Origin of the sequence: Salinispora cortesiana, from assembly GCF_000484695.1 — a bacterium.
Classification (GTDB): domain Bacteria; phylum Actinomycetota; class Actinomycetes; order Mycobacteriales; family Micromonosporaceae; genus Micromonospora; species Micromonospora cortesiana.
This window is the reverse complement of record NZ_AXVR01000016.1, coordinates 62,873-84,426: the sequence shown is the minus strand read 5'-3', so window position 1 is coordinate 84,426 and position 21,554 is coordinate 62,873. Positions and strand designations below refer to the sequence as shown.

Annotated in this window: 16 protein-coding genes; 6 read left to right on the top strand and 10 right to left on the bottom strand. The window is 70.3% G+C overall.

The window, feature by feature from the left end; genetic code table 11:
- Window positions 1–68 precede the first annotated feature (68 nt).
- The 5 genes from K228_RS0110210 to K228_RS0110190 form a co-directional block, all read right to left on the bottom strand.
- Window positions 69–1,199: an arginase family protein gene (locus K228_RS0110210; protein WP_025618359.1), complete on the bottom strand. Its 1,131-nt coding sequence runs from the start codon at window positions 1,197–1,199 to the stop codon at window positions 69–71.
- Between the two features lie 62 nt (window positions 1,200–1,261).
- Entirely contained in the window at window positions 1,262–2,164 is a 903-nt protein-coding gene (locus K228_RS0110205; RefSeq protein WP_025618358.1) for a tetratricopeptide repeat protein, read from the bottom strand.
- A 113-nt stretch (window positions 2,165–2,277) separates the two neighbouring features.
- The gene (gene icmA / locus K228_RS0110200) at window positions 2,278–3,966 is read right to left on the bottom strand and encodes a coenzyme B12-dependent isobutyryl-CoA mutase large subunit (protein ID WP_025618357.1); all 1,689 of its coding nucleotides are present in this window, start codon (window positions 3,964–3,966) and stop codon (window positions 2,278–2,280) included.
- Between the two features lie 64 nt (window positions 3,967–4,030).
- Entirely contained in the window at window positions 4,031–5,068 is a 1,038-nt protein-coding gene (gene meaB / locus K228_RS0110195; RefSeq protein ID WP_025618356.1) for a methylmalonyl Co-A mutase-associated GTPase MeaB, read from the bottom strand.
- A gap of 40 nt (window positions 5,069–5,108) precedes the next feature.
- Entirely contained in the window at window positions 5,109–6,308 is a 1,200-nt protein-coding gene (locus tag K228_RS0110190) for an acetyl-CoA C-acetyltransferase (RefSeq protein ID WP_025618355.1), read from the bottom strand.
- 377 nt (window positions 6,309–6,685) lie between these two features.
- Here K228_RS0110190 and mce point away from each other — a divergent pair, with 377 nt between their 5' ends.
- The 5 genes from mce (at window position 6,686) to K228_RS0110165 (ending at window position 13,955) form a co-directional block, all read left to right on the top strand.
- Entirely contained in the window at window positions 6,686–7,159 is a 474-nt protein-coding gene (gene mce, locus K228_RS0110185) for a methylmalonyl-CoA epimerase (RefSeq protein ID WP_025618354.1), read from the top strand.
- 227 nt (window positions 7,160–7,386) lie between these two features.
- Window positions 7,387–8,742 (top strand): crotonyl-CoA carboxylase/reductase, encoded by a 1,356-nt coding sequence (gene ccrA, locus K228_RS0110180; RefSeq protein ID WP_025618353.1) that lies wholly within the window; start codon window positions 7,387–7,389, stop codon window positions 8,740–8,742.
- A 299-nt stretch (window positions 8,743–9,041) separates the two neighbouring features.
- Window positions 9,042–10,328, top strand: a complete 1,287-nt coding sequence (locus K228_RS0110175; RefSeq protein ID WP_025618352.1) for a DivIVA domain-containing protein — start codon at window positions 9,042–9,044, stop codon at window positions 10,326–10,328.
- Window positions 10,329–10,489: 161 nt separating this feature from the next.
- On the top strand, window positions 10,490–12,754 hold the full coding sequence (locus K228_RS0110170) for a hypothetical protein (RefSeq protein WP_025618351.1): 2,265 nt from the start codon (window positions 10,490–10,492) through the stop codon (window positions 12,752–12,754).
- 103 nt (window positions 12,755–12,857) lie between these two features.
- Window positions 12,858–13,955, top strand: a complete 1,098-nt coding sequence (locus tag K228_RS0110165) for an AI-2E family transporter (protein WP_025618350.1) — start codon at window positions 12,858–12,860, stop codon at window positions 13,953–13,955.
- On the opposite strand, the gene K228_RS0110160 is transcribed toward K228_RS0110165, so the two are convergent.
- From K228_RS0110160 to K228_RS0110150, 3 genes are all read right to left on the bottom strand, one after another.
- Window positions 13,952–14,752 (bottom strand): alpha/beta hydrolase, encoded by an 801-nt coding sequence (locus K228_RS0110160; RefSeq protein ID WP_025618349.1) that lies wholly within the window; start codon window positions 14,750–14,752, stop codon window positions 13,952–13,954. The genes K228_RS0110165 and K228_RS0110160 overlap by 4 nt on opposite strands.
- A gap of 77 nt (window positions 14,753–14,829) precedes the next feature.
- A complete protein-coding gene (locus tag K228_RS0110155; RefSeq protein ID WP_080671569.1) occupies window positions 14,830–15,156 on the bottom strand; it encodes a hypothetical protein in 327 nt (108 codons plus the stop codon).
- Window positions 15,157–15,235: 79 nt separating this feature from the next.
- Window positions 15,236–17,026, bottom strand: a complete 1,791-nt coding sequence (locus K228_RS0110150; RefSeq protein ID WP_025618347.1) for a 3-hydroxyacyl-CoA dehydrogenase family protein — start codon at window positions 17,024–17,026, stop codon at window positions 15,236–15,238.
- Between the two features lie 181 nt (window positions 17,027–17,207).
- Between K228_RS0110150 and K228_RS0110145 the strand changes: the two genes are divergently transcribed.
- Window positions 17,208–18,704 carry an aldehyde dehydrogenase family protein gene (locus tag K228_RS0110145; RefSeq protein ID WP_025618346.1) on the top strand — a complete coding sequence of 499 codons (1,497 nt, stop codon included), beginning with the start codon at window positions 17,208–17,210 and terminating at the stop codon, window positions 18,702–18,704.
- Window positions 18,705–18,762: 58 nt separating this feature from the next.
- On the opposite strand, the gene nucS is transcribed toward K228_RS0110145, so the two are convergent.
- Both nucS and K228_RS0110135 read right to left on the bottom strand, forming a co-directional pair.
- Complete coding sequence (gene nucS, locus K228_RS0110140; RefSeq protein ID WP_025618345.1) at window positions 18,763–19,422, bottom strand: endonuclease NucS; 660 nt, start codon at window positions 19,420–19,422, stop codon at window positions 18,763–18,765.
- Between the two features lie 18 nt (window positions 19,423–19,440).
- Complete coding sequence (locus K228_RS0110135) at window positions 19,441–21,453, bottom strand: protein meaA (protein ID WP_025618344.1); 2,013 nt, start codon at window positions 21,451–21,453, stop codon at window positions 19,441–19,443.
- Window positions 21,454–21,554: the final 101 nt, after the last annotated feature.

Below are 21,554 nucleotides of genomic sequence, written 5' to 3'. Positions count from 1 at the left end.
AGCCGATACAGCTGTATTACGGTGCAGAAAGGCCAGCAATCTGGGGGTGTCGAGGCGACCAACCGGCGTCAGCTGACTGGTCGCCTCCGGGTCGCCGGGAGTCGGGCCTCCGCCGGTGCCGCCGGATCGGCGGGCGCCCCCGCACCGGTCGGCGGCTCCGGGGACGGCTCCACACCGACCGGCCCACCCTGGTTGACGAGGAGGACCGGCTGCTCCGGGCTCCGGCGGCGCTCCGCTCCCCGGCGCAGCGGGGCAGCGGTCGGCAGCCGAGGTGGGACCGATCCCGACGCAGTGACCGGGCGGAGGCCCCCGACCAGGGTGTTAACGATCTCGGCGGCGTACGACCCGTCCGGGTCGTAGTCCGGATCAAAAACGGTCAGCTCAACACCCAGACAGTGCGGGGTGTCGACCAGGCCGGCGAGCAGACTCTCCAGTTCGGCAAAGGCGATTCCGCCCGGGTCGGGAGCATCAACGGCGGGCATCACGGCCGGGTCCAGCACGTCCACGTCAACATGCAGCCAGTAACCCGCGCAGTGGGTGAGCTGGTCGTGCGCCCACTGCGCGGTCCGGGCCGCACCCTCCGCGCGCAGCGCCGGAACCGGTCGGGTGGTGATCCCAGCGGCCTGGAGGTCGAGCCGATAGTCGTCCTGCGCCCGGATGCCCAGCACCACCACGTCGATGTCCCGAAAATACGGCCGCCGGCCCTCAATCGCGGTCAGGTCGAGCTGACCGCGACCGGTGACCAGGGCCAGCCCCTCACCGGCCGCCGCGCCCACGTACGAGGCGTTGCCGGGGTGCCGGAAATCCGAATGCCCGTCCACGAAGACGAGCCCGACCCGACCACCCACCGCCGCACCGAGCCGGTGCATGGCCAGCGCCGAGCCGAGCACGACCGAGCAGTCCCCGCCGAGCACCAACGGAAACTCACCTCGGTCGATGACTGCGCCAATCCGGTCGGCGAGCGCCACCGAGTAGTTGGCTATCTCATACGCGTGACATACGCCATCACCGGGTCGCCAGTCGCCCGGGTCGTACCGGGACGGGGTCAGGCAGCCGGCGTCCCGGGCGCGGAGCCGGCCGAGCAGGCCCTGGTCACGCAGGGCACCAGGAGCCTTGCCGCAGCCCGGCACCGAGGTGGCGGTGGGCGGACGCAGCCCGAGGTTGGTGGGCGCGTCGAGGACGGCGATCCGGCGCATCATGGGCTCCCGTCCTCAAGCTCGTGCGGGCCGGTCGGCAACCGGCCCGCGCCGACGTGACTGGATCAGAACAGGGCGCTGGCCAGTGCCCGACGGGCCAGCGCCACCGCGGAATCGTCGGGGCCGGCAATGGTGAAGAGGCCGACTAGGTGCTGACGCACCTTCTCGCGGTCCTCACCAGCGGTGCGACGAACCAGCCCGACCAGACGTTCGTAGGCCTGCTCCGCCATCCCGCCAAGCACCTCGACATCGGCGGCGAGCAGCTGGGCGTCGAGGTCGTCGGTGGCTGCGGCCGCCGCGGCGAGCACCGCCTGCGGGTCGGAACCGGCGACCCGACGGGCCAGTCCGACCTGGGCCAGCCCCGCCTCCGCCGCGGCGTCCGACGGCACCTCGGCCAGGATCTTGCGGTACGCCTGCTCCGCCGCGTCCAGGTCGCCGTTGAGCAGCGACTCGTCGGCCTCGTCCAACCGTGGGTCGGCCGTCTCGGCCACGCTCGCGCCACCAGCCTTGAGAACCGCCTGGATCCACTGCCGCAGCTGCGCCTCGGGCACCACCCCGGAGAACGCGTCAACCGGCTGGCCACCGACCACCGCGTAGACCATCGGAATGCCCTGCACCCGGAACATCTGCGCCAGCCGGGGGTTGGCGTCCACGTCGACCTTGGCCAGCACCCAGGCGCCGCCGCCCTCGACGGCGAGCCGCTCGAGCACCGGCGAGAGCTGCTTACAGGGTTCGCACCACTCGGCCCAGAAGTCGACGACCACCGGTGTGCTGAGCGACCGTTCGAGGACCTCGGCCTGGAAGGTCGCCTCGGTGACATCAATGACGGTGGCAGTACTCCCGGCGCCGCCATCGGACGGGCCGGTCTGGGCAGGCGCGGGGGCCGGGGAGGGTGCGGGGGTGCGCAGCGCGCTGAGGTCTACCGCGCCGCGGGTAAAGATCGACGGGGTGATCCGTGGGTCGCTCATGGTTACCTAGTCTCGCACGGGTGACGCCAATCTCCGCCCTTCGGCGACGCCGAAGGTCACGGTTCTCACGCAGGTCACCACACCTCCCCGCCACGCCTGCGGGATACCGGCGGTCAGAAGCGAGCCGGTTCGCGGTAGACGCCCCACTCGAGGCGCAGCGCATCACAGATCTCGCCCAGGGTCGCCTCGGCACGGACCGCGTCGAGCATCGCCGGGATCATGTTCCCGCTGGTCCGGCTGACCGCGACCATCCGCTCCAACGCCGCGCTGACCTCGGCGTCATCCCGGGCTGTCTTCCGCTCGCCGAGCATGCGCCGTTGTTCCAGCTCGACCTCGTGCGAGATCCGCAGGATCTCCAGGTCCTTGGCGACCGTGCCGGTGTGACAGTTGACCCCGACGATCTTCTTTTCGCCCTTCTCCAGCGCCCGCTGGTAGGCGAATGCCGCCTCGGCGATGTGTCCGGTGAACCAGCCATCCTCAATGCCCCGCAGGATTCCCGAGGTCATCGGCCCGATCTCGTGCGGTCCCTCACCGCCGAGCTGCCGGATCCGGGCGAAGATCTCCTCCACCTCGGCCTCGATCTTGTCGGTGAGCGCCTCGACGTACCAGGAGCCGCCCAGCGGGTCGGCCACGTTGGTCACCCCGGTCTCCTCCATCAACACCTGCTGGGTCCGCAGGGCGATCTCGGCCGACTCGTCGGTGGGCAGCGCCAGGGTTTCGTCGAGGGCGTTGGTGTGCAGCGAGTTGGTGCCGCCGAGCACGGCCGCGAGGGCCTCCACGGCGGTCCGGACCACGTTGTTGACCGGCTGCTGTGCGGTCAGCGAGACCCCGGCGGTCTGCGTGTGGAAGCGCAGCCACTGCGCCTTCTCGCTGGTGGCACCGTAGACGTCGCGCAGCCAGCGAGCCCAGATCCGGCGGGCGGCACGGAACTTCGCGACCTCCTCGAAGAAATCCACATGGGAATCGAAGAAGAAGCTCAGGCCCGGGGCGAAGACGTTCACGTCGAGGCCACGGGAGAGGCCCAGCTCGACATAGCCGAAGCCGTCGGCGAGGGTGTACGCCAGCTCCTGCGCCGCCGTCGAGCCCGCCTCCCGGATGTGGTAGCCGGAGACGGAGAGCGGCTTGTACCGGGGAATCTCCCGAGCGCAGTACTCCATCAGGTCGCCGATGAGGCGCAGGTGCGGCTCCGGGTCGAAGAGCCACTCCTTCTGTGCGATGTACTCCTTGAAGATGTCCGTCTGCAGGGTGCCATCCAGGCGGGAGAGGTCCGCGCCCTGCCGCTCGGCAGCGATCAGATACATGCAGAAGACCGGTACGGCCGGCCCGGAGATGGTCATACTCGTCGTGACACCGGCCAGGTCGATGCCGTCGAAGAGCACCTCCATGTCGGCGGCGCTGTCCACCGCGACCCCGCAGTGCCCGACCTCGCCGAGTGACTGCGGGTCATCCGAGTCACGCCCCATCAACGTGGGCATGTCGAAGGCGACGGAGAGCCCACCGCCCCCCGCGCCCAGGATCATCTTGTAACGCTCGTTGGTCTGCCGGGCGTTACCGAAGCCGGCGAACTGCCGGATGGTCCAGGCCCGCCCTCGGTAGCCGGTCGGGTGTAGACCACGGGTGTACGGGAACTCACCCGGCCAGCCGATCCGCTCAAAGCCGGGGTGGTCCACCCCTTCCGGCGGCCCGTACACCGGGGCGACAGTCATCCCGGAGAGCGTGGTGAAGTCGGCGTCCCGTTTACGCGCGGCATCATAGCGGTCCTGCCAGCGTCTGCGTCCAGCGGCGATCTCGTCGGCGTTCATCCGCGGGGCTCCTCCTCGGGTCTGCGACTCCGCCTCCGAGTGTAGATCCTGCCCTGAACGCTCGCTAAGGACGTTCGTACCGGCCGGTAGGATCTCCGGCGCTGTCGCCGGCGATCTGGGCGAGGAGCTGATCAGCCGCCGCATACGGGTCGAGCGAGCCCGCGGCCACCCGGGCAGCGAGCGTCGACAGCTCGGTGCCATCCCGCAGCGAACCGATTCGAGCCCGGAGCGCGCCCAGCGCGATCGCCTCCACCTCAGCGGCGGCCCGTGCCTCCTGACGACGGCGGAGTTCACCCCGCTCGACCAGCCAACCCCGATGCTTGTCGATGGCCGCGGCGACGTCGTCGATCCCCTCACCGCGTACGGCGACAGCACGCACCACCGCTGGCCGCCACTGCCCCGGCCCTCGTTCCCCCAGCGCGATCATGCCCTGGATGTCCCGGACCGTGGCATCGGCGCCGTCCCGGTCGGCCTTGTTGACCACGAACACGTCGGCGATCTCCAGGATGCCGGCCTTGACCGCCTGGATCGCGTCCCCCATTCCAGGCGCGAGCAGCACGAGCGTGGTGTCCGCGAGCGAGGCGACCTCCACCTCCGCCTGCCCCACGCCGACGGTCTCCACCAACACCACGTCGCAGCCGGCGCCCTCCAGCACCCGGACCGCCTGCGGCGTTGCCGCCGAGAGCCCACCGAGGTGCCCGCGACTGGACATGGAACGGATGTAGACGCCGGGATCGGTGGCGTGGTCCTGCATCCGAACCCGATCGCCGAGAATCGCCCCACCGGTGAAGGGGCTGGACGGGTCGATGGCCAGCACGCCGACCCGGTGTCCCCGGGAGCGCAGCGCTCGCACCAACTCGTTGGTGGTGGTCGACTTACCCACTCCGGGCGAACCCGTCAGGCCGACCACCTGGGCCTGGCCCGCGTACGGGGCGAAAGCCGCCGCGATCCGCGGCAGTGTCCCGTCCCCGGATTCGACCAACGTGATGAGCCGGGCGACCGCACGGGGGTCACCCGCGCGGGCCCGCTCGACGAGCATGGGAATATCCCGGCTGCGGCGCACCGGCGGCGCGGCCGGGACATTGTTGACGGCGTCAGTCATGGTGCCTTTCGTTCCCGACCACGGGGCTCGCCGGTCTGGCTCACCCCTGGCTCTCGGCCCCCGCTGGGACGTGGATGATCAGCGCGTCGCCCTGGCCACCACCGCCACAGAGCGCTGCCGCGCCGGTGCCGCCACCGCGCCGCTTGAGCTCCAGCGCCAGGGTCAGGACCAGCCGGGCACCGGACATACCGATCGGGTGCCCGAGGGCGATCGCACCGCCGTTGACGTTGACCTTGTCCGGGCTGATCCCGAGGTCACGGGTTGACTGGATGCCCACCTGCGCAAACGCCTCGTTGATCTCGATCAGATCCAGGTCGTTGATGGTGAGGCCCGCCTTCCGAAGCGCGTGGCCGATCGCATTGGATGGCTGCGAGTGCAGCGAGTTGTCCGGGCCGGCGACGTTGCCGTGCGCACCGATCTCGGCCAGCCAGGTCAGCCCTAGCTCCTTCGCCTTGGCCTTACTCATCACCACGACCGCGGCAGCCCCGTCGGAGATCGGCGACGAGCTGCCAGCGGTGATACTGCCCTCCGGGGCGAAGGCCGGACGTAGCTTCGCCAGCGACTCAGCGGTGGCATCCGGACGAATGCCCTCGTCCTCGCTGATCACCAGCGGCTCACCCTTGCGCTGCGGGAGAACAACCGGGGTGATCTCTTCGGTGAAGTGCCCGTTCTTCTGGGCCGCGGCGGCACGCTGGTGGCTTCCTGCGGCGAAGGCGTCCTGCTCCGCGCGGCTGATCCCCTTGGTGCTGCCGTGCCGCTCGGTCGACTCCCCCATCGAGCAGCAGTCCCAGGCGTCGGTGAGCCCGTCGAGGGCCATGTGATCCTTGATCACCACGTCGCCGTACTTGTAGCCACCCCGCTGCCCCAACAGCAGATGCGGGGCGTTGGTCATCGACTCCATGCCGCCGGCCACGACGACGTCAAACTCCCCAGCCCTGATCAACTGGTCGGCCAGCGCGATCGCGTCCAGCCCGGAGAGGCAGACCTTGTTGATGGTCAGCGCTGGAACAGAGAGCGGGATGCCCGCCTCGGCGGCCGCCTGCCGGGCCGGAATCTGACCGGCGCCCGCCTGGAGCACCTGCCCCATGATCACGTACTGGACCTGGTCCGGGGCGACCTCGCCACGCTCCAGCGCTGCCTTGATCGCCACGCCACCAAGCCGGGTCGCGGAAAGATCCTTGAGATTTCCCAGCAGTCGCCCCATCGGGGTTCGAGCGCCGCTGACGATCACCGAAGCCATACCTGCCTCCGAGGGTCCCGACCTGTACGCCTTAACGATTGTTAGGACGCACCTTAGCTTCTGGGAGCAGATTGGCGACGGTGACCCCGCGCACATCGACGACGCACGGTAGGGCCAACCCGGTGCACGGCCTCGTCGCCCCGCCGCACAAGGGACACGGGAACTTCGCAGCGACCGCCCGGACAGCGTAGCGGCTCGCGCCCAGTCACGCGGGCGCCGACCGCCGCCCCCGGCGCCCCGGGCCCCGCGTCGACCTCTCCACCGGCACCGGCGACCGCAGGCGACAGCCTTCCCGTGGCACAGGTCAGCACCTTCCCGTGGCGTGAGATAGCCAACCGGCTGCGCTTCCCGCGCACCCGTTCGGCCAGACTGACGCCATGGCCGAGAATCCCCCCGTCGAGTCCGCTGCGGACCACGACACAGACATCGGACTACGCCGCATCGACCATGTCGGTATCGCCGTACCCGACCTGGACGAGGCGATCGACTTCTACCAGCGCGCCTTCGGCATGCGGTGTGTACACACCGAGACCAACGAGGAGCAGGGCGTCCGCGAGGCGATGCTGGCGGTCGGCCCGACATCCGCCGGTGGCTGCGTGCAGCTGCTCGCCCCACTCTCGCCGGCGGCTACGATCGCGCGGTTCCTCGACCGGCAGGGCCCGGGCGTGCAGCAGGTCGCGTACACGGTCGCCGACATCGACGTAGCCTGCGCCAAGCTACGCGAGCGGGGTCTCCGCCTGCTGTATGAGCAGCCGAAGCGGGGCACCGCGAACTCCCGGATCAACTTCGTCCACCCGAAGGACGCCGGTGGCGTCTTGGTCGAGCTGGTCGAGCCTGCTGTGGACCACTGAGGCCAGGTGGGCCCGCCCCTGCTCCCCGCCGGGCAGGGCCCACCCACCAATCGATGCACTTTTTCACACAGCACTTCCGAGCAAAGCTACCGTTCAGTAACATCCGCCTCCATAGCAGCGCGGTCGATGCCGGATGCGTCGATACCGAGCCGGTGACCGACACGCCGGGCGCCGACGATGGCACGCCCCTACCGGCGACGCGCGGGGCAGACGAACGGGAGGTCGAAGTGCAGGACATCCTCGAAACGATCATGGCCGCAGAGGGTTCGGCACAGCCTGAACGTGAACTCGCTGGTGTTGCCCGGCTCCCGATTCCACAGTCCTACCGAGGCGTCGTCGTACGCGCCGAGGAGACACAGATCTTCGACGGAATGGCCACGCGGGACAAGGACCCCCGCAAGGCGCTACACGTCCAGGAGGTGCCGACCCCGCAGCCCGGTCCCGGCGAGGCGCTGGTCGCGGTGATGGCCAGCGCCATCAACTACAACACGGTGTGGACGAGCATCTTCGAACCACTGCCGACCTTCAAGTTCCTCCAGCGCTATGGCCGACTCTCCGAGCTGACCAGGCGACACGACCTGCCGTACCACGTGGTCGGTTCGGACGCGGCCGGCGTCGTGCTCCGCACCGGCCCCGGGGTAACCCGGTGGCAGGCCGGCGACGAGGTCGTCGCCCACTGCCTCTCGGTGGAGCTGGAGGAGGCCGCCGGACACGACGACACCATGCTCGACCCACAGCAGCGGATCTGGGGCTTCGAGACCAACTTCGGCGGTCTGGCCGAGCTGGCGATCGTCAAGGCCAACCAGCTCATGCCGAAGCCCCGCCACCTCAGCTGGGAGGAGGCGGCGAGCCCGGGATTGGTCAACTCCACGGCCTACCGACAGCTCGTCTCCCACCATGGCGCCAACATGAAGCAGGGGGATGTCGTGCTGATCTGGGGCGCCTCCGGCGGCCTGGGCAGCTACGCCACCCAGATGGCGCTCACCGGCGGGGCGATTCCGGTCTGCGTGGTCTCCTCGCCGGAAAAGGCGGAACTGTGCCGACGGATGGGCGCGGAGCTGGTGATCGACCGGGCCGCCGAAGGCTTTCGGTTCTGGCAGGACGAGCAGACCCAGAACCCGGACGAGTGGCGCCGCTTCGGTGAACGCATTCGCGAGCTGACCGGCGGCGAGGACCCCGACATCGTCTTCGAGCACCCGGGGCGGGAGACCTTCGGAGCCAGCGTCTTCGTCACCAAACGCGGCGGCACCGTGGTCACCTGCGCCTCGACCAGCGGCTACCAACACCAGTACGACAACCGCTACCTCTGGATGCACCTGAAGCGGATCGTCGGCAGCCACTTCGCGAACTACCGGGAGGCGTGGGAGGCGAACCGGCTGATCGCCCTCGGCAAGATCCACCCAACCGTGTCGAAGACCTACAGCCTGGAACAGACCGGCCAGGCCGCATATGAGGTGCACCGGAACGCGCACCAGGGCAAGGTCGGGGTCCGCTGCCTTGCTCCGGCCGACGGCCTCGGTGTGCGCGACCCCGAGTTCCGCGGGCGGCACGAGGCAGCGATCAACCGGTTCCGCGGTCACTGATCAGACGGACAAGGGGCGCCACCAATGTGGCGGCTGGATTGCCTTTCCTTTCGCTGGTCTGGCCACCCATTCGAACGATACCGGCTCCCCCGATACCGGCGCAGAACGGAATGGGGCCGCGAGTCCTTGCTCACGGCCCCATTTCAGAGCCCACTTCAGACCGCCGCGGCATCTGGGAGCTGCCAAGATCGCCGTTTGGTCTGGCCGCCGCGCCGCGACCGGGGTCCACCCTGTAATGAGGATGGCAAAGGTCGGGGCGCTCTTGCGAAGGCCCCCAGGTCGTCTGCCAGTATGTCCCAATGCCCCAGCAGCAGTCCTCCCCTCTTGCGTTCTTCGATAACGCGAACACCCAGCCGGACTTCACGGTCGGCCTGCGCGGCTACAACACCGGGCAGGTTGACGACTTCCTTGGTCGGATGAGCGCCGCACTGACCCAGTCCGAGCAGGCCCGTGCCGAGGCCGAGCAGCGGATGAACGACGCGCAGCGCCGGCTCCGCCAGGCCGAGCAGCGGATGACCGCCCTCGAGCAGAAGCTCTCCGAGGCCAGCAAGCAACTCGAAGAGAACAATCGGCCGACCCTCTCCGGCATCGGCACCCGCGTTGAGCAGATCCTTCGGCTCGCCGAGGAGCACGCCAACGACCACCGCAACGAGGCGAAGCGGGAGTCCGAGGGCATTCTCTCCGCCGCCCGCCTCGAGGCCCGGGAGATCACTGACAAGGCACGGGCCGAGGTGGCGGCGATGAAGGCCACTGCGGAGCGGGAGGCGGGCAACGTCCGGACCACCGCGGAGCGGGAGGCGGCCGAGGTCCGCGTCCAGGCCCGCCGCGAGGCCGACACCCTGCGGGCCGACGCCGATCGGGAGACCAAGCAGCTGCGCACCGTCACCGCGCACGAGGTCGCCGAGCTGAAGTCCACCGTCGAGCGGGAGGTCTCCACCCTCCGTGCGACCGCGGAACGGGAGATCACCCAGCAGCGGGCGAAGGCCGCCCGCGAGGCCGAGGAGAAGCGCGCCGAGGCAACGAAGCTCCTCACCGACGCTCGAGACAAGCGCGACAAGGATCTGCAGGCCCTTGAGCTGCAGCTGGCCGAGCGGCGGGAGAAGGCCGAGCGCGAGGAGTCGGAGCGGCACGCCGCCCAGGTCGCCCAGACCCAGAAGCTTGTCAACGAGGCCGAGGAGCGGGCCCGGGCAGCCCAGGAACGGGCCAAGGAGATCGAGCAGCGCGCCGAAGCGCGGCGGGTCGAGTCGGAACGCACCGCCCACGACACGGTCGAAGAAGCCAAGTCGGCCGCCGAGAAGAGCCTGAACGAAGCGAAGACCGAGGCGGATCGCCTGCTCACCCAGGCCCGCACCGAGGCCGACCTGGCTACGCAGACGGCCCGCCGCGAGGTCGAGGATCTCACCCGCCAGAAGGACGCGGTCACCTCCCAGCTCGGCCAGATGCTCTCCGGGCTCGCCGGCATCGTCCCGGGTACGGGACCGGACGCCGCCGTGGCGGCAGCCTCCGCCGTGGCCGCCGCCACGGAGGCGAAGTCGGAGGCCACAGCGGAGGCGAAGAAGAGCGAGCGCACGGAAACCTCCAGCTGACCGGCTCGGCTGGGGCCTGCTCCACCGCGCGGGGCGACGCTGGGCATCCGGTGTCGCCCCGCGCCGTACGTCGTTCCAAGTCCGGATCGCACTGGTTGAACCGCTGCATCCGACGAGTCCGTATCGCCCCAAGAGGGCCAATTGCGTGTGAGGATGGGGGCATGTCGAACGGCGAGGAACTGTTCGCTCTCGGCGGGGATGTGACCACGGAGCCCAGCTTCGAGGCCGGCCTGCGGGGGTACGTGAAGGGGCAGGTCGACCGGTACGTCGCTCGCGCCGAGCACGAGATCGCCACCCTGACCGCCGAGCGAGAGCAGGCCTACACCCAAATCCATAAGCTGGCCGGCCAGGTGGAGGTGCTCCAGCGGGACCTGGCCCAGGTGCGCAAGCAGGTCGGCGTGGTGGACCGCGCCTCCTTCCGGCACCTTGGACCCCGCGTGGAGCAGGTCCTCACCCTCGCCGAAGAGCAGGCCGAAGAGATCCTCGCTGCCGCCAACAAGGAGATCGAGTCCCGCCGAGCCGCCGCCGAACACATCATTGACGAAGCGCGGGCGGAGGCAGCCAGAGCCCTCAAGGACTTCGAGCTGGCGCTGGCCGCTCGCCGCGCCGAGGAGGAGCGGCACACCGCAGCCCGGAAGGCGGAGGCCGACGCCGCAGTCAAGGCCGCGACCAAGGAGGCCGACGCCCGGGTCAAGGCCGCGACCAAGGAGGCCGACGCCCGGGTCAAGGCCGCGACCGAGCAGGCAGACGTCACGGTCAAAACCGCGACCGAGGAGGCGGAAACCGCGGTCAAAACCGCGACCGAGCAGGCGGAAACCGCGGTCAGAGCCGCGACCGAGGAGGCCGCCCGGCTACGCAAGACCGCGCAGGAGGCGCTGACGAAGGCCCAGCAGGAAGCTACCCAACTGCGGGACACCGCGAAAGCGGTGCACACGCGGGCCCAACATGAGGCGACGAAGCTGCGCGAGGCCGCCCGTGAGGCGCAGACCAAAGCCCAGCAGGACTCGACCGAGCTGCGGGAGGCCGCCAAGGAGTTGCAGGCCAAGGCGCAGGAGGAAGCCGGACGCCTCGTGGAGCAGGCGACCGAGGCGAGCCGGGCTACCCACGCCAAGGCCCAGCAGGAGGCCAAGCAGATCATCGACGACGCCAGCACCGCCGGCCGGGCCACCCACACAAAGGCCCGTCAGGAGGCGGAGCTGCTCGCCAAGCAGGCCGCCGACGCGGCGAAGCGGCAGCGGGCCGAGGCCGAGGCATACGCGCAGCAGACGCGCACCGAGACCGAGGCGTACGCCCGGCAGACCCGAGCCCAGACCCAACAGGAGCTGGGAGCGTGGCGGGCGGGGGTGGAGAAGGAGGTCGACAACCGCCGGGCGGCGGCAGACCATGAGCTGGCCGAGCGCCGGGCCGCCGACGACCAGGAGTTCACCAGCCGCCGCGACGAGTTGGAGCAGCGACACGAGTCCCGGCACGCCGAGTTGGAGCAGCAGTACACGAGCCGGCAGCAGGAGCTGGAAACCGGATTCGCCACCCGACAGCAAGAGCTGGAGACTGGGCTCACGACCCGACAGCAAGAGCTGGAAACCGAGTTCACCTCGCGCAAGACCGAGTTGGAGTCCACGTACACGGCCCGCCGAAACGAGATCGAGGGTGCCGCCGAGAGCATCCGGCAGACCGCCGAGCAGGATGCCCAGGCCCTCCGCGAGCGTGCGGACCAGGAAGCATCGGCGCTGCTGAGCCAGGCCGAGGAGGCGGCGGCCGAGCAGCGCCGTACCGCCGACGAGTACGCCGCCACCTCCCGCCGCCAGTTCGAGGAGTACGCCGCCACCACCCAGCAGGCCCTGGCCACCACCCAGCAGCACCTGGCGGCGACGCAGCAGGAGGCTGCGACCGGCCGGCAGCAGCTCGCCCAGGTGATGCTGGAAATCGCGCAGGCGCAACAGCAGCTCGCTGACCTGCGGCAGGAGACCTGGCGATCCCGCCAGGAGTCCGACGACCTGCAGCGACAGGTGGCAGAACTTCGGCTGGAGTTGACCGGTGCGGCGAAGCCCGCCCCGGTCGGACCCGCGGGCGGCGATTCCGACAACGGTCGGGCCGCCACGGCCGCACCGGCGCCGCCCGCTGGGGACCGCGCCGGGGTGGGCAAGGTCGAGCCGGCGGACGCCGGCCAGCCAGCCCGCGGACGGATCGAGCCGGCCGTTGACGAGTCCGCGAAGGGCAGCGTGAAGTCGGTTACCACGAAGGACGGTGATGAGGCCAGCGCCGGGGTGGACGGTGAGCCGACCGTCGCGGCCGTCCCGGGTGAAGGGGGTCGGGCAGCCGCCCCCACAAAGATCACGAGTACCGGTGAGAACAACAACCGACCGGCGAAGCCCACCACCGACGAGCGCAGCTCCAAGCCGAGCAAGGTCGTCGTTGACAAGGACTGAGCCGGCCGGCTGGGCGGCGGTCCCGGGCCAGGCTCGCCGCTGCCGACCACGGAGCGAGGCGTGGCGGGCCGGCCACGGCGCTGGGCGGGCGGCCTGAGCTCCGGTGGCACCGGGCGAGCCGGAGTCGCAGCAGCACCGCGCCGAGCAGGGGGCCGGACGGTTCGGCGTGCCGGGGCTGCCCCTGCGGCGTAGCAGCTTCCTCGTCGGCTTCACCGGCGCGCTCGGTGCGCTGCTGGCCTACGCCCTCTTCCTCGGCCTGCGCAATGCCGCCGGCCTACTCGTCCCCGTCGTGATCGCGCTCTTCCTCGCCGTCGGGCTGTATCCGGCGGTGGCGCGGCTACGCCGGTTCGGGCTGCCCCACGGGCTGGCGGTCGCGGTCGTCATGCTGACCCTGCTCCTCCTGCTCTGCAGCGGCGTGGTCGCCCTGGTGCCACCGATCATCACCCAGTCCAACCAGTTCATCGAGCAGTTCCCCAGCTACCTGGAGACGCTGCGGCGCAATGAGACCATCAACGAGCTGATCGAGCGGTACGACCTGGTGGAGAGGGCGCAGCAGGCCGCGGACACCGACACCCTCGGCCAGGCACTCGACGGAGTACTCGGCGGTGCCCAGCTCATCTTCGGCACCGCCTTCCGGACCCTGACCGTGCTCGTACTCACCATCTACTTCCTGGCGTACTTCAACCGGCTGCGGTCGCTCGGGTACGCGCTCGTCCCCCGATCCCGTCGGGAACGGGTACGCCTCATCGGCGACGAAATCATCGCCAAGGTCGGCGCGTACATCGTCGGGGCGCTCATCATCGCCCTCCTCGCCGGTACGACCACCTTCGTCTTCGCGTTGATTGCCGAGTTGCCGTACCCGTTCGCCCTGGCCGTCGTGGTGGCGGTGACCGACCTGATCCCACAGATCGGTGCCACGCTCGGGGCGGTGATCGTGAGCCTGGTCGGCTTCGCCACCGCCCTACCGGTGGGGATCGCCTGCGTGCTGTTCTTCCTCGTCTACCAGCAGGTGGAGAACTACCTGATCTACCCCAAGGTGATGCGCCGATCGGTGCAGGTCAACGAGGTGGCCGCCCTGGTTGCGGCGCTGCTCGGCGTCGCCCTGCTCGGCGTGGTGGGCGCCCTCATCGCGATCCCCACCGTCGCGGCGTTCCAGCTTATCCTGCGCGAGGTGGTCATCCCACGCCAGGATTCCCGCTAGTCGGCCGCCGGACCCGGCACCGGCCGGTCGGCGAAGGCCGCCACCGTGCGATCGGCGTAGGCGCTGACATCGCCGGTCTCCACCGGGCCATCCCAGGTGGTCGGCAACGGCACGGGGACGGAGGGGTTGACCCGCCGGACGACCTCGTCGAGGACGGTCTCGGCGTCACCGACCCACAGGTGCTTGGCGCCCGGCACTCCGACCACCTCAGCCTGCGGCACAGCCGCGAAGCGCTCCCGCGCCTCCTCCGGCCGCAGGTAGTCGTCGAACTCCGGCACCAGCGCCGTGACCGGCTTGCCGGCGGCGGCCCAGTTCGCCAGGTCCTCGGGGCCGGAGAACCGCAGCGGCGGGGAGAGCAGGAGGGCACCCGCCACCGCTGGGTCACAGCCGTATCGCAGGGCCAGGTCAGTGCCGAACGACCAACCCAGCAGCCAGATCTCCGGCAGCTCGTGGAACTCCGCGTACTCGATGGCGGCGGCCACGTCGTACCGCTCACCGACCGCGTTGTCGAACGTCCCCGCACTGGTACCGCGCATGCTGGTCGTGCCCCGCGTGTTGAAACGCAGCACCGCCAGGTCGGCCAGGGCCGGCAGGCGCCAGGCGGCCTTGCGGAACACGTGGCTGTCCATCATCCCGCCATGGGTGGGCAGCGGATGCAGGCAGACCAGCGTGGCGACCGGCGCACGGTCGGCCGGACGGGCCAGCTCACCGACGAGGCACAGCCCGTCGGCGGTGTGCAGCTCAATCTCCTCCCGACGGCCGGGCAGGATCGACGAGGCGCGGATGGGTGTGCTCACCCGCCCAGTCTCCCCCGTCACCAGCCCGGCAACCCGGCCGGGGTCGGGGTCGGGAAGACGGCGGTCCAGATCGCGCCTCAGCCGTGGCGGGGCGCACCGCGGCCCCGCTGCACGCTCGGTGCCCGCCGGTCCCGGGCCCGCCAACAGCCACTGTGCCAGTGCCGGCGGTCGGTCAGGTCCCCCCACCCCTGAGCGGGCCACGCCACGACATGCGCCACACCGGGCCGAATCTCCTGGTCACAGCCGGGGCAGCGGTAGGTCTTCACCGACGCGCCGCCGCTGATCAACCGAACCTGCCAGTCGCCGTCCCGCCACTGCTGCACCGACTCGACCCCCTGCCGGAGCCGCGCGGAATCAACCTGCGCGCTCTCCTTCCGGCGGGATCGGTTACGACGAGGGCTCACACCCTTCAGCGTACGGCGGGACGACGCCGTACGGCTTCGGCGGGCCGGCGACGCGACCGGCCCGCACCTGCCCTACCGCTCAGCGACGCGTGTGGTCGCGGAAGCCCCGCCCAGTCTTCCGACCCAGATAGCCGGCCGTGACCAGGTGCTCCAGCAGCGGCGCGGGAGCGAACCCCGGCTCGCGCAGCTCCAGGTACAGCTCCCGCTGAATAGCCAGGGAGACATCGAGGCCGACCACGTCGAGCAACTCGAACGGACCCATCGGGTACCCACAGCCGAGCTTCATCGCATGGTCGATGTCGTCGGCGGTCGAGTAGCTCGCCTCCAGCATCTTCACCGCGTCGTTGAGGTACGGGAAGAGCAGCGCGTTGACGATGAACCCGGAGCGGTCACCGCAGACCACACCAGTCTTGCCCAGCTCCCCGCAGACCGCCTTCGCGGTCGCGGTCGTCTCCGCCGACGTGCGAATGGTCTGCACGATCTCCACCAACGACATGACCGGTGCCGGGTTGAAGAAGTGCAGGCCGACCACGTCCGCCGGACGCTGGGTGGCCATCGCGATATCGATCACCGGCAGCGACGAGGTGGTGGTGGCGAGAACGACACCGGGCTTGCAGATCTCATCGAGGCTGGCGAAGAGCGCCTTCTTGACGCTCAGCTCCTCGATGACCGCCTCGACCACCAGGTCGACCTCGGCGAGGTGCTCCAACGTCGCGGACCACGTGATCCGCCCCAGCGCGGCGTCCCGGTCGGCCTCGCCCAGCCGACCCCGCACCACGCCCTTGTTGAGCGAGGTCTTGACCGTCTCGAAAACCTTGGCGGACTTCTCCGCCCCGCGGGTCACCGAGACCACCTCGTAGCCAGCCTTGGCGAAGACCTCGATGATGCCGGTCGCCATCGTCCCGGAACCGACGACGCCGACCTTCGCAATGCTCCGCGCGCGGGCCTCGAGCGTCGACTCCGCGCTCACCGGCGTCTGCTCGTCCGGTACGACCACCGGCGAACCGGGCCGCTCGTAGGTGTAGAAGCCGCGCCCCGACTTCCGACCGAGCAGCCCGGCGGTGACCATCTGCTTGATCAGCGGCACCGGGGCGTGTCGCCGGTCCCGGCCACCCCGCCGGTACATCGTGTCCAGAATCTCGTACGCGGTGTCCAGGCCGATCAGATCCATCAATGCCAACGGGCCCATCGGCAGACCGCAGCCGAGCTTCATCGCCGCGTCGATGTCCTCCCGGCTGGCATACCGCGCCTCGACCAGGCTGACCGCATGGTTGAGGTAGCCGAAGAGGAGGGCGTTGGCGATGAAGCCAGCTCGGTCGCTGATCGTCACATCGACCTTGCCCAGCCGCGCGCAGAGCCCCTCCACGTCGGCAACGACCTCGGCCGAGGTAACCACCGTCCGGACGATCTCGACCAGCTTCATGACCGGCGCCGGGTTGAAGAAATGGATGCCGATGACCTGGTTGGGGCGGGCCGTGGCCACCGAGATCTCGGTTACCGACAGCGACGAGGTATTGGTGGCCAGAACCGTCTCAGGCTTGCAGACCCGGTCCAGCTCCGCGAAGATTCGCTGCTTCAGCTCGAGCTGCTCGGGAACGGCCTCGATCACCAGGTCGACCGAGTGCAGGGCCCCCAGCCCGACCTGCCAGTTGACGCGGGCCAGGAGCGCGTCCCGGTCGGCCGCCGCGAGCTTGCCCTTGGCGACTGCCCGGTCGGTCGAGCCGGTCAGGGTGGCCCGGCCGCGCTCCAGCGCTGCCTCGGTCACCTCGACGGCGACGACGTCGATGCCGTTTCGGGCGAAGACTTCGACGATGCCGGCACCCATGGTGCCCAGACCCACCACACCCACACTGGCGAACTCGCGCGTCACGCCAAGCCTCCCTGGTCAGCTCCATGCAGCCGGCGTTAACGGCCGCTAAGGTATGCGCGCGAGTCTGCCATGTGCCGCAGGGTTGTCGAGATGCCGTGGGGTATGTCACGGAGCCGGGCCGGCAGTAAGCGGGCGCCGCCTGCCCTACCGGTGAGTAGCAAACCGGGTCTAAACTTCCGCCATGACGGCTGTACATGTTCCGGGCACCCCCGTGATCGAGGATGGTCGACTCGTCTCGACGAACCCGGCGACCGGCGCGGAGGCCGGGCGGCTACCGGTCGCGTCCCCCGCCGACGTCGCAGCAACCGTCGCCCAGGCCCGTGCCGCCGGCGAGTGGTGGGCCGGGCTCGGCGTCGCCGCCCGACGGGAACGGCTACTGCGCTGGCGGGGCCGGCTGGCGTCCCGAATCGAGGAACTCGCCGAACTGGTGCATGTCGAGGGCGGCAAGCCGGTCGCCGAGGCCGTCGTCGAGGTGGTCACCGCCGTCGAGCACCTCGACTGGGCCGCCCGCAACGCCAAGCGGGTGCTCGGCCCCCGCCGGGTACGGTCCCGGCTGATGCTGGCGGAGTTCTCCGCCCACCTGGAATACCAGCCGTACGGGGTGGTCGGCGTGATCGGCCCGTGGAACTACCCCGTGTTCACCCCGATCGGCTCCATCGCCTACGCCCTGGCCGCGGGCAACGCCGTGGTCCTCAAGCCCAGCGAATACACCCCGGCCGTCGGCCAGTGGCTGGTTGACAGCTTCGCCGAGGTCGTCACCGAGGAGCCGGTGTTCTCCGCGGTGCACGGCCTCGGCGATGTCGGCGCGGCGCTGTGCCGGTCCGGGGTCGACAAGCTGGCCTTCACCGGGTCCACAGCTACTGGTCGAAAGGTGATGGCCGCCTGCGCCGAGTCCCTGACCCCCGTGCTCATCGAGGCCGGCGGAAAGGACGCGATGATCGTCGACACCGACGCCGACCTGGACGCCGCGGCCACGGCAGCTGTCTGGGGCGGTCTCACCAACGCCGGCCAAACCTGCATCGGCATCGAGCGGGTCTACGCCGTCGAGGGGGTCTTCGACGGCTTCGTTGACCGGGTGGTCCAGCGGGCCGGACGAATCACCGTGGGCGCCGACGGCACCGATATCGGCCCGATCACCATGCCGAGCCAGCTGGAGGTGATCCGCCGGCACATCGACGACGCGCTGGCCCGCGGTGGCCGGGCGGTACTCGGCGGGGCAGACGCGGTGCAGCCGCCGTACGTGCAGCCGACCGTGCTGGTGGACGTGCCAGAGGACTCAGCCGCCGTACGCGAGGAGACCTTCGGTCCCACCCTGACCATCAACCGGGTGCGCGACGTTGACGAGGCGGTCGCCCGGACCAACGCGCTGCGCTACGGTCTCGGCGGCTCGGTCTTCGGCCGGCGTCGGGCCATGGCGGTCGCGCGGCGGCTGCGCTCCGGAATGGCCTCGGTGAACTCGGCCCTGACCTTCGCCGGAATGTCCACCCTGCCCTTCGGCGGCGTGGGCGACTCCGGTTTCGGACGGATCCACGGCGCGGACGGGCTGCGGGAGTTCGCCCGCCCCAAGGCCATCACCCGGCGCCGGGCCCGGTCGCTGCTGCCCGCGACGACCTTCGACCGCACCGACGCGGACGTCGCCCGGCTGGTCAAGCTGGTCAAGCGCTTCTACGGCCGCTGACCCGCCCGCGGTCGCCCCCTGCCCTCGGGCTGGGGGCTGGGGGCTGGGGGCTGGGGGCTCAGAACAGGGTCAGCTCGTCCCGCTCGATGCCGCGCAGCTTGTCGTAGTCCACGACCACGCAGCGGATCCCCCGGTCGGTGGCGAGCACCCGCGCCTGCGGCTTGATCTCCTGCGCGGCGAAGACGCCCTGCACCGGCGCGAGCAGTGGGTCCCGATTGAGCAGTTCCAGGTAGCGGGTGAGCTGCTCCACACCGTCGATCTCACCGCGACGTTTCACCTCGACCGCGACGGCGCCCTGCGCCGCGTCCCGACACAACAGGTCCACCGGGCCGATCGCCGTCATGTACTCCCGGCGGACCAGGGTGAAACCCGCACCCAGCGTCTCCGGGCTGGCCGCCAGCAGTTCCTGCAGGTGCGCCTCCACGCCGTCCTTCCGCAGGCCCGGGTCGACACCCAGCTCGTACGCGGTGTCCTGGAAGACCTCCTCCAGGGTGATCCGCAGCTCCTCACCGGCCTTGTTGACCACCCGCCAGACGCCCGGGGCCTCCTCCAGCCGGCACGGGGGGCTCATCCAGTTCAGCGGCTTGTAGGCGCGGTCGTCGGCGTGGATCGACACCGACCCGTCCGCCTTCACCATCACCAGCCGGGTGGCTAGCGGCAGGTGGGCCGAGAGCCGTCCAACATAGTCCACAGAGCACTTCGCAATCACCAACCGCACCCGACGAGGGTAACGGAGCTACTGCTCCGGCAGGCCGTTGGCGTGGCGGACCACGGTCACCAACTCGTTGATGACCCCGGTGAGCGCGAAGTCCTTCGGCGTGAAGACCCGGACGACCCCGGCGTCTCGAAGGGTCTGCGTGTCCGACTCCGGGATGATGCCGCCGACCACGACGGGCAGATCACCCCGCCCAGCGGCGCGCAGCCCGGCCAGGACGGCGGGCACGGCCGCCAGATGCGAGCCGGAGAGGACCGAGAGGCCGACCAGGTCCACATCCTCCTCCACGGCGGCGGCCACGATCTGCCCGGCGGTCAGCCGGATGCCCTGATAGACCACCTCGAAGCCGGCGTCACGGGCCCGGACCGCGATCTGCTCGGCACCGTTGGAGTGCCCGTCCAAACCGGGCTTGCCGACCAGCAGCCGCAGCCGTCCACTGCCCAGTTGTCGGGCGGTGGCGGCGACCCGGGCCCGGACCGCCGACAGCGGGCCGTCGGCGCCGGAACCGACCGCCCCGGACAGGCCGGTGGGGGCCCGGTACTCCCCGAAGACCTCCCGCAACGCGCCCGCCCACTCACCGGTGGTCACCCCGGCGCGTACGCAGTCGAGCGTGGCCGACATCAGGTTCGTGGTGGACGCGGCGTCCGCGCGGAGCCGGGCGAGCGCCGCGTCCACGGCCGTCGCGTCCCGGCTGGCCCGCCAGCGGCGTACGGCGGTCGTGGCGGCTGCCTCCACCGCCGGGTCGACCTGTTCGATCGCCGCGGCACCGGCCGCGGTCAGCGGGGAGGGCTCGGTCTCGGTGAACCGGTTGACGCCGACCACCACATCGGTGCCGGCCTCCATCCGGCGACGCCGGTCGGCGAGCGAGGCGACCAGGGCGCTCTTCAGGTAGCCGGTCTCGACCGCGGCGACGACGCCCCCCATCTCCAGCACCTTCTCCAGCTCGACCCGGGCTCCGGAGACGATGTCCTCAACCAGCGCCGTCATCAGGTGCGAACCGTCGAACAGGTCGGGGTACTCCAGCAGGTCCGACTCGTACGCGAGCACCTGCTGCATCCGCAGCGACCACTGCTGGTCCCACGGGCGGGGCAGGCCAAGGGCTTCGTTCCAGGCGGGGAGTTGCACCGCCCGGGCCCGGGCGTTCCGGGAGAGGGTTACGCCGAGCATCTCCAGGACGATGCGTTGGATGTTGTTCTCCGGCTGCGCCTCGGTCAGCCCCAGGGAGTTGACCTGGACGCCGTACCGAAACCGGCGCTGCTTCGGGTTCGCCACGCCGTACCGATCGCGGGTGATCTCGTCCCAGAGCGCACCGAAGGCACGCATCTTCGCGATCTCCTCGACGAAGCGCACCCCGGCGTTGACGAAGAAGCTGATCCGCTGGACCACATCTCCCATCCGCTCGGCCGGCACCTGGCCGGAGTCCCGGACGGCGTCGAGGACGGCGACCGCGGTGGCGAGCGCGAAGCCGACCTCCTGGACCGGGGTGGCGCCGGCCTCCTGGAGGTGGTACGAGCAGATGTTGACCGGATTCCACCGGGGCATCTCGCCGAGGGTGTAGGCGATGAGGTCGGCGGTCAGCCGCAGAGACGCTGCCGGCGGGAAGATGTAGGTCCCGCGGGACAGGTACTCCTTGATGATGTCGTTCTGGGTCGTGCCGGCGCAGCGGTCGAGTTGCGCCCCCTGCTCGGTGGCGACGGTGCTGTAGAGGCCGAGCAGCCACATCGCCGGCGCGTTGATGGTCATCGAGGTATTCATCTCGGCCAGGGGAATGCCCTGGAAGAGAGCCCGCAGGTCGGCGAGGTGCGCCACCGGCACCCCCACCCGGCCGACCTCGCCGGCGGCAAGTTCGTGATCGGGGTCGTACCCGGTCTGGGTGGGCAGGTCGAAGGCGACCGAGAGCCCGGTCTGCCCCTTCGCCAGGTTGCGGCGGAAGAGCGCGTTGGTCGCAGCGGCCGAGCTGTGCCCGGCATAGGTTCGCATCACCCACGGACGGTCCCGCTCGGGCAGCCGACCTGGGGGGGCCTTCTCGTCCATGGCGGGAGTTTAAGTTACTGATGGGTAGAGTGGGCTGTGGAAAATTCCACAGCGACCACCCGCACCCCGGCGCTCGACTGGTTGCGCGGGGGCAGCACACT